Raw genomic sequence first — 8,938 nt, forward strand, 5'->3', positions numbered from 1 at the left:
GCGGCGGCAAAGAAAAGTAGGTGCCGCCCCGCACAGGGGCGACGCCTGAAGCGCGATAACGAATCGCGGATGCCAGCAAAAAGATCAAAACACACGACCGGCGACGGACAAACACCACAACGCGGCGGCGAGCAAAAAAAACCTAGGTCGCCAGCCGATCCCAAACCCCGTCCCCCACTCAAACTTTTGTCCATGCAAGAATAACTAACCGACCAGAAAGCAGAAAGCAGAAAGCAGGAAACAGAAAGCCCCGCAAGCGCCCGGCAAGGAGACAATCCATGAGCCACGACCACGACCACACCCCCCAACCCCCAATCAACTGGCGCGACCACGGCGTCAAAGTCATCAAGGGCGACCAGCTCGACACCAACACCCCGCAAACCCCCGGCATGAACCGCGCCGCCGCGATCAACGCCGCGCGCGCCGGCGCTCAGAAGCTATGGGCGGGCACCGTGACCATTCACCCGAATGCGAAAACCGGCGCCCACCACCACGGCGCGCTAGAAAGCGTGATCTACGTCGTCCGCGGTCACGCCCGCATGCGCTGGGGCGAGCATCTGGAATTCACCGCCGAAGCCGGCCCCGGCGACTTCATCTTCGTGCCGCCGTATGTCCCGCATCAGGAAATCAACGCCAGCACCGACGATCCCCTCGAATGCGTACTTGTGCGCAGCGACAACGAAGCCGTCGTCGTGAACCTGAACATCGACGCCGTCGAACAACCCGAAACGGTCTATTGGGTCGACCCGATCCACAAGCACCCGCACGATCATTGACCCACCGCAAACCCAGGTCCAACGCCCGTATGACGCCGACCCTTTCGCTGCGCCCCCGCCTCGTCACACTGTATGCCGCACTGGTGAGCGCCAACCTCGCCGCGTGGGCGTGGGCGCTGATCGCGTTTCGCGACTATCCGCTGCTGCTCGGCACCGCATTGCTCGCCTACGGCTTCGGCCTGCGGCATGCCGTCGACGCCGACCACATCGCCGCGATCGACACCGTCACACGCAAGCTGATGCAGGAAGGCAAGCGGCCGCTCGGCGTCGGACTGGCATTTTCACTCGGACATTCGACCATCGTGATCGTCGCCACCGTCGGCATCGCCTTGACCGCCCTGTCGCTGCATGGGCGCTTCGAGGCCTTTCATGCCGTGGGCGGGACGATCGGCACGATGGTGTCGTCGGTCTTTCTGCTCGTGCTCGCAGGCGTCAACCTGGTCATCCTGCGCGACGTGTGGCGCCGCTACCGGCACGTCCAGCAAGGCGGAGAACTGACGCACGAAGACGCCGCGCGCGGTGCGCCCGCCGGTCTGCTGTCGCGCGCGCTGAAGCCCCTGTTCCGGCTCGTCACGAAGAGCTGGCATATGTACCCCGTCGGCGTGCTGTTCGGCCTCGGCTTCGACACGGCGACGGAAATCGGCCTGCTCGCCATCGCCGCCGCCGAAGCAGGCAAAGGCCTGCCGCTCTACTCGATCCTCGTGTTTCCCGCGCTCTTTACGGCAGGCATGACGCTCGTCGATTCGACCGATAACGTGCTGATGGTCCACGCCTATAGCTGGGCCATGGACGACCCGAAGCGCAAGCTCTACTACAACGCGAGCATCACATTCGTGTCGGCCGTGGTCGCGATCGCGATCGGCGGCATCGAGGCACTCGGCTTGCTCTCGGACAAGCTCGGACTCAGCGGCGGCGCATGGGACGCGGTGGCCGCCGTCAACGAACGCTTCGGCATGCTGGGCTATGGCATCGTCAGCCTGTTCATGCTGTGCTGGGTCGGCTCGGTTTTGTTTCATCGCTGGCGCAAGCCCGCGCCGCTCGGCCAGTAACACCGCCGCCCGGGCGCCGGAACCGCCGCCCCAGCGCGCAGCCCGTTGCAGGCATGCGCCGCGCCGTTGTGCGCACGACACAGCTGCCGCCGGGAATCGTATGAAGGCAGGCGCGTGCGGCAGCGAATGCTCCCAATCCAGAGGCAATCGCTTACACTGAACCCGCATCAACGCCGCACTACCACCGCAGCGCCTCGCAACAGCACGCGTGGCGTCCCAACAGAACGGATCGGACCACCATCGATGAAGAATTCCGCGGACCCGCGTTTTGCGCCTCGCCCGGCAGAAGCACTCGATCTGGAGGCGGCACGCCGCAGCGCCGACGCCCACGGCAATCACGCCATCGACGAATTTCTCGCCGGCCGCCTGACGCGCCGCGAACTGCTGCGTTATGCGAGCGTGATCGGCATGTCGCTTGCGGGCGGCGGATTGCTCGCGCCGCGCAGCGCTCGGGCGCAAGGCGCGGCGGGCGCCAACGCGACGATCCGGGTCGCGCATCTCACGCCCACGGGCGCCGTCGATCCGATGACGGTCACCGACTCCGCGAGCCTCTGCCTGCTCAATCAGACCGGCGAATTCCTGATCGACGACGACGGCGAAAAGCAAACGCTCAAACCCGTGCTCGCGCTGTCGTGGAAGCCGAACGACAAGGGCGATGTGTGGACCTTCAAGCTGCGTGAGAACGTGAAGTTCCATGACGGCCAGCCCTTCACCGCGAAGGACGTCGCCGCAACCTTCGACCGCCTCGCCGACCCCGCCGCCGGCTCGGCCGCGCTTTCGACACTCAAGGGCGTGCTGTCGAAGGGCGGCACGAAAGTCGTCGACGATCACACGGTTGCATTCCATCTCGACGCGCCCAACGGCAACTTCCCGTACTACGTTTCGTCGGACAACTACAACGCCGTGATTCTGCCCGCGAACTATGCGGGCAACTACGAGAAAACCTTCATCGGCACCGGGCCGTTCAAGCTCGAAAAGTACCAGGCCAAAGTCGGCGTGTCGTTCGTGCGCAATCCCGACTACTGGGGCGAAAAAGCGCTGCCGCAGCGCGTGCAGTTCACCTTCTACGCGGACCAGCAGGCGCAGATTCTCGCCCTGCAAGGCCATCAGGCCGACGTGATGCCGACGTTCACGGTGCAGGGCGGCCAGGGGTTGATCAACAATCCCGAGTTCAAGGTGGTCGGCGTGAAGTCGAGCGCGCACCGGCAGATTCACATGCGCGTCGACAGCCCGCAGTTCAAGGACAAGCGCGTGCGCCAGGCGCTCGCGCTGTCGCTCGATCGCGACGTGATCGTCAAGGGACTCTTCAAGGGCCGCGCGCAGCCCGGCAACGACAGCCCGTTCGCGCCTGTGTTTCCGTCGTCGGATGCGGGCGCGCCGCAGCGCAAGATCGACGTCGCGAAGGCGAAGCAGCTGCTCGCGCAGGCGGGCGTGCCGAACGGTTTCGACGTGACGCTCACGACCGAGAAGTTCATGGAGATTCCCGACCTCGCCGTCGTCGTGCAGAACTATGCGAAGGCCGTGGGCATCCGCATCAACCTGAAGGTCGAGAGCCAGTCGCAGTACTACGGCTCGGGCACGCCTGGCAAATCCGACTGGCTCGACTCGCCGCTCGGCATCACCGATTACGGTAGCCGCGGCGTGCCGAACGTATTCCTCAATGCACCGTTGACGAGCACGGGCACATGGAACGCCGCGCACTTCAAGAACCCCCAGTACGACAAGCTGGTCGCCGATTATGTCGCCGCGCTCGATATCGCCGCACAGAAGAAAGTGTCGGCGCAGATCCAGACACTGCTGCTCGACGAGACGCCCGTGATCTTCCCGTTCTTCTACGACCAGTTGATCGCCGCGCGCAAGCAGTTGAACGGCGTGCGCTTCACGGCCATCGCGCAGCTGTATTTCGATCGCGCGACGCTCGCCTGATTGCGCACCACGCTGCGAGCAAGGAACATCGATGTCGACCACGGTTTCCGCTTCCATCGCTCGTGGCCCGCGCGGCAGCGCAATGCGCGTCTTGCGCTTCATCGGGACGCGTGTCGGGCTGTCGTTGATCACGCTGTGGCTGCTGTCGGTGATCGTGTTCGCGGGCGGCCAGCTGCTGCCCGGCGATATCGGCCGCGCGATACTCGGCCCGCTCGCCGATGCGCGCGCAGTGGCCGCGCTCAATCATCAGCTCGGCGCGGATCGTCCTCTGCTTACGCAATACACGCAGTGGATCACGCACTTCGTGCAAGGCGACATGGGCCTGTCGTACACGTATCGCGAGCCGGTCGCGTCGTTCGTCGGCAGTGCGCTGGCGAACTCGGCGAAGCTCGGTTTTCTGGCGTTCATCTTGGTGGTGCCGCTCGGCATCGCGGGCGGCGTATGGGCCGCGATGCACGCGGGACGCTGGCTCGACCGCACGATCAGCATCGTCGGCCTGTCGGCTACCGTCGTGCCCGAGTTCGTGTCGTCGATCGTGCTGATACTCGTGTTCGGCGTATGGCTGCAATGGCTGCCCATCGACGCAACGTATCCGCCCGACGCGGGCATCTTCACGCAACTGAAGCATCTCGTCCTGCCCGTCCTGCCGCTCGTGTTCGTGTTCTTCGGCTACATCGCGCGGATGGCGCGCGCGGGCACGGTCGAGGCGCTCGACGCCGACTACACGCGCACCGCGATTCTGAAGGGATTGCCGCCGCATATCGTGATCGGCCGGCACGTGCTGCGCAACGCCTTGCTGCCGACCATCACCGTCGCGGCGACGCAGCTCGGCTACATGATCGGCGGACTGGTCGTCGTGGAGACGCTGTTCCACTATCAGGGCATCGGCTCGCTGATCTACAACGCAGCGAAGTCCAAAGACTTCCCGATGCTCGAAGGCGGCGTGCTGACCATCGGCGTGGTCTACACGGTCGCCAATCTCGTCGCCGATGCGCTATACGTGCTGCTCAATCCGCGCTTGCGCGTAGGGAGCGCCGAATGAGCACGACGGCTTCGCCTCCGCCCTCGTCGAACACGCCCGCACCCGCGCCCGCCGCACCGCGCGCGCGAGACACACGCTACGACACGCTGCGCGTGCTGCTGCGCTCGCCGACCTTCGTCGTCGGCGCGGCGATCGTGCTGTGGTGGATCGTCTGCGCGATTGCGGGGACATGGGTCGCGCCGCTCGATCCCTACGCGTCCGATCCTCTGAATTCGCTCGCGCCGCCCGCGGCAGGCCACTGGTTCGGCACCGATCAGCTGGGCCGCGACGTGCTGTCGCGCGTGATCGTCGGCGCGCGGGACATTCTCACCATCGCGCCGCTCGCAACGCTGCTCGGCACGCTGGCGGGGACGGCGCTCGGCCTCACGGTCGGTTACTTCGACGGCTGGGTCGACAACGTGATTGGACGCGCGATCGACGCCGTGCTCGCGCTGCCGCTCGTGATCGTCGCGCTGCTCGCGCTGGCCGCGGTGGGCGCGTCGAACCTCACGGTGATCCTAGTGATCGGCATCACGTTCACGCCAATCACCGCTCGCACCGTGCGCGCGGCCGTGTTCGCCGAACGCCATCTCGACTATGTCGCTGCGGCCCAGCTGCGCGGCGAGAACGCGTTCTACATCATGTTCGCGGAAATCCTGCCGAACGTGCTGCCGCCCATCATCGTCGAAGCGACGGTGCGTCTCGGCTATGCGATCTTCGCGGTCGCCACGCTGTCGTTCCTCGGCTTCGGCATCCAGCCGCCTTCCGCCGACTGGGGCCTCGCGCTCTCCGAGTCGTACACGCTGATGGCGGGCGGCGCCTGGTGGACCGTCGTGTTCGACGCAGCCGCGATTGCGTCGCTGGTGGTCGGCGTGAACCTGATCGCCGATGCTGTCCAAGGAGCCGTCGACGGATGAACGGTCCCTCTTCGCCTGCGCCGCCCGCTTCGTTTCCCGCCTTCGATGTATCGAAGAGCGAGCGGGCCGACGCGCTCACGATCGTCGGGCTGACGGTCGCGTATCGCACGCGCGGACGCGAGCGCGAGGTGCTGCAAGACGTGTCGTTCCGCATCAGGCGCGGTGAATCGTATGGGCTTGTCGGCGAATCGGGCTGCGGCAAGTCGACGGTCGCGATGGCGACGCTGCGCTATCTGGCGCGCAACGGGCGTGTAAAGGCGGGACGCATTTCGATTGCGGGCAAGGAAGTGCATTCGCTCGACGCCGCCGCGTTGCGCGAATTGCGTGCGAACAGAATATCGATGGTCTATCAGGACCCGTCGCGCGCGCTCAATCCATCGCTGACGATCGCGCGCCAGGTGGCCGAAGCGTTCGAGGCATCCGGCGCGACTAGCGAAGATGCGCTGAAGCAAACGGCCGACATGCTGCGCAAGGTGCGCATCGCCGAGCCCGAGCGCGTGATGGACAGTTATCCGCATCAGCTGTCGGGCGGCATGCAGCAGCGCGTCGTGATTGCGATGGCGCTCGCGTCGAAACCCGCGCTGCTGATTCTCGACGAACCGACGACAGGCCTCGACGCGACGGTCGAAGCCGAAGTGCTCGATCTCGTCGCGCAACTGCGCGACGAGTTCCACACAGCCGTGCTGTTCATCAGCCACAACCTCGCGGTGATCGGCCGGATGTGCGAGCGCGTCGGCGTGCTGTACGCGGGCAAGCTCGTCGAAGAAGGCGCCACGCAAGACGTGTTCGCGCGGCCGCGCCATCCGTACACAGTCGGCCTGTTGCGCTGCCTGCCGACCGTCGGCCGCAGTAAGGACACTGACCGGCTCGACACGATTGCGGGCAGCCTGCCGCAGCCGGGTTCCGTCGCGCAGGGCTGCATCTACGCGGAGCGCTGCCGTCTCGCCGACGACCGCTGCCGGCGCGAAGCCCCGCCGCCGTATCGCGTGAGCGCGCGGCATGGCGATCAGATGTCGCGCTGCCACTACCACGAGCGCGCGATGGAACTGCCGCGCCTTACGTCCGTCGATGCGCCCGCTCAAGCTTTCGGCAACGCAGGACATGCAGCACGCGACGCCTCGCCCGTGCTGCGCGCGGAAAACGTCTCGAAGACATTCCACGTCGGGGGCGCGGCGCTGCGCGCTGTCCACGATGTATCGCTCGAACTCGCGAAGGGCGAGACGCTGGGTCTCGTCGGCGAATCGGGCAGCGGCAAGACGACGCTCGCGAAGTTGCTGCTCGGCCTCGTATCGCCCGATGCGGGCAGCGTGATCGAACTCGACGGCACGCCTTTGCCGGCACGCGTCACGCATCGCAACGACGAACAGGTGAAGTCGCTGCAGATCGTGTTCCAGAATCCCGACTCGGCGCTCAATCGCGCGCACTCGGTCAGACGGCTGATCGGCCGCGCGTTGTCGCGCCTGTCCGCGCTGCACGGCGACGCGCGCGAGGAAAGACTGGCGTCGCTGGCGCAGGCTGTCAGGCTGCCTGACCGTTATCTGGGCTCGCGCACGCGGCAACTGTCGGGCGGTCTGAAGCAGCGCGTCGCGATTGCGCGCGCGTTCGCGGGCGATCCGCGCATCGTCGTCTGCGACGAGCCGACTTCCGCGCTCGACGTGTCCGTGCAGGCCGCGATCCTCAATCTGCTCGCCGATCTGCAGCGCGATCGCAGCGTGAGCTATGTGTTTATCTCGCACGATCTGAATGTCGTGCGCTACCTGTCCGATCGCATCGCGGTGCTGTACGTCGGCCGCCTGCTGGAGATCGGGCCCGCGTCGGCCGTGTTCGGCGGCCCGCATCATCCTTATACGGAAGCGTTGTTGTCGTCGGTGCCCGCGCTCGACCCGCACGATAGCGAAGCACCGCATGGCGCGAAGCCGCAGCGCATCCGCCTTGCCGGCGAACTGCCGAGCCCCGCCGCGCCGCCTTCGGGTTGCGTGTTTCATACACGCTGTCCGCGCAAGCTGGGGGCGATCTGCGAGCAGCAGGACCCGCCCTGGGCCGATGCCGGCGACGCGCATCGCATCCGCTGCCACATCCCCGTCGACGAATTGCGCGTGCTTCAGCGCCGCAACTGATCCCCTGCCCCGGCGCCGCATGCTCGCGCGCTGAAACGAAAAATCGCGTGATTCGAGGCCTGCGTTTCAGGTCCGAAACGTTTTTTGCGCGTTTCGATGCGCGCGCAACGGAGCGGTCACGCGAATGCCACGCGCGGCGGGCGTTCGCGCCCAATGGCATGTTTATCGCTAAATCACGCTCACGCATGGGGTTGCGTCGGGATCGACAAACCCTCGGCAGCGCTGCTTCGCGCCGTCACGACGAACGGCGAAACGGCGCGCAGAACGGACAGTCGATCCCGCGTCGGGCGGATGAAGCGTCAGCGCATCTGCCTGGCCATGTGGGGCTCGCACGCGGCCCGGCGCCGACAGTCAACGATAACAACTGGCGCCGGGCACATCAGAAGCCGCAGGCAGCGGATGACAGGCAGGGCGCATCGCGCGCGACATGACGTCGAAAACGGCGCGCGCCGCGAACCTGAAGAGCGACGAAAGCGCCGCCCGCCGCCGATCGGCTCAGCGCGTGCAATACGAACAAACGGGACAAGCGACAAGCAGTGAATAAGAAATGACGGCTTGCGGGGGTCGTCGTTTCCTCGGGAGAGGTGCGATGAAGAACAAATCATTTGATACGTACTACTACAAGGTTAAACGGGGTACGGCAACCTTCGTGGTTGGCGCGGGGACTTTCCTGGCGGCCCAGTTCGTTCAGGCCGCATCCGCGGACGACGTGATTCCGAAGTGGATCGTCACAGCCGATGCTCTGCTGCCTGCCAGCGGAGCGTCGGCTGCGATGCAACCGGCACAGGACGGTACGGCATCGACGGGCGTGGAGTCCGGCACGACCACGGCAGCCGACGATGCGGCGTCAGTGTTTCTGCTCAACACATGTATTGGTAACGCTGGCAACTGCGCGCCCAACGGCGGACGTGGCAGCGGTGCAGGCGCGAGCGCGGGCGCGGCTGCCGCTGGGTCTTCGGGTTCGTCGGCTTCGGGCGGCGCGGCTTCGGGCGGCGGCGGGTTTGGAGCGGCAGCAGGCCCGAGCGGCAATTCGAGCGGCGGTGGGCATGGCGGTGGGCATGGCGGTGGTAGCGGGAATGGTGGTAGCGGGAATGGTGGTGGCGGTGGCGGTGGCGGTGGCGGTGGTGGCGGT

At 66.0% G+C, this 8,938-nt stretch carries 7 protein-coding genes and 1 pseudogene; all 8 read left to right on the plus strand.

Features of this window, described 5'->3' with window-relative positions; translation table 11 throughout:
• A partial coding sequence (locus KFO72_RS40435) for a hypothetical protein (protein WP_225034454.1) occupies nucleotides 1-204 on the plus strand: 204 nt, incomplete at its 5' end.
• Nucleotides 205-278: 74 nt separating this feature from the next.
• Complete coding sequence (locus KFO72_RS40440) at nucleotides 279-776, plus strand: cupin domain-containing protein (RefSeq protein ID WP_225034455.1); 498 nt, start codon at nucleotides 279-281, stop codon at nucleotides 774-776.
• A 29-nt stretch (nucleotides 777-805) separates the two neighbouring features.
• Entirely contained in the window at nucleotides 806-1,825 is a 1,020-nt protein-coding gene (locus KFO72_RS40445; protein ID WP_060602081.1) for a HoxN/HupN/NixA family nickel/cobalt transporter, read from the plus strand.
• A 243-nt stretch (nucleotides 1,826-2,068) separates the two neighbouring features.
• Nucleotides 2,069-3,751, plus strand: coding sequence for an ABC transporter substrate-binding protein (locus tag KFO72_RS40450; protein ID WP_054933908.1), 1,683 nt, complete (start codon nucleotides 2,069-2,071; stop codon nucleotides 3,749-3,751).
• Between the two features lie 31 nt (nucleotides 3,752-3,782).
• Complete coding sequence (locus KFO72_RS40455) at nucleotides 3,783-4,793, plus strand: ABC transporter permease (RefSeq protein ID WP_225034456.1); 1,011 nt, start codon at nucleotides 3,783-3,785, stop codon at nucleotides 4,791-4,793.
• Nucleotides 4,790-5,689 (plus strand): ABC transporter permease, encoded by a 900-nt coding sequence (locus tag KFO72_RS40460; protein WP_054933906.1) that lies wholly within the window; start codon nucleotides 4,790-4,792, stop codon nucleotides 5,687-5,689. The genes KFO72_RS40455 and KFO72_RS40460 overlap by 4 nt, the downstream gene beginning before the upstream one ends.
• Nucleotides 5,686-7,806, plus strand: coding sequence for an ABC transporter ATP-binding protein (locus KFO72_RS40465; protein WP_107204333.1), 2,121 nt, complete (start codon nucleotides 5,686-5,688; stop codon nucleotides 7,804-7,806). Before KFO72_RS40460 ends, KFO72_RS40465 begins: the two co-directional genes overlap by 4 nt.
• A gap of 589 nt (nucleotides 7,807-8,395) precedes the next feature.
• Nucleotides 8,396-8,938: pseudogene (locus KFO72_RS40470) on the plus strand (hypothetical protein); the annotation flags it as partial.

The organism is Paraburkholderia sp. XV, from assembly GCF_020177535.1.
GTDB lineage: Bacteria > Pseudomonadota > Gammaproteobacteria > Burkholderiales > Burkholderiaceae > Paraburkholderia > Paraburkholderia caribensis.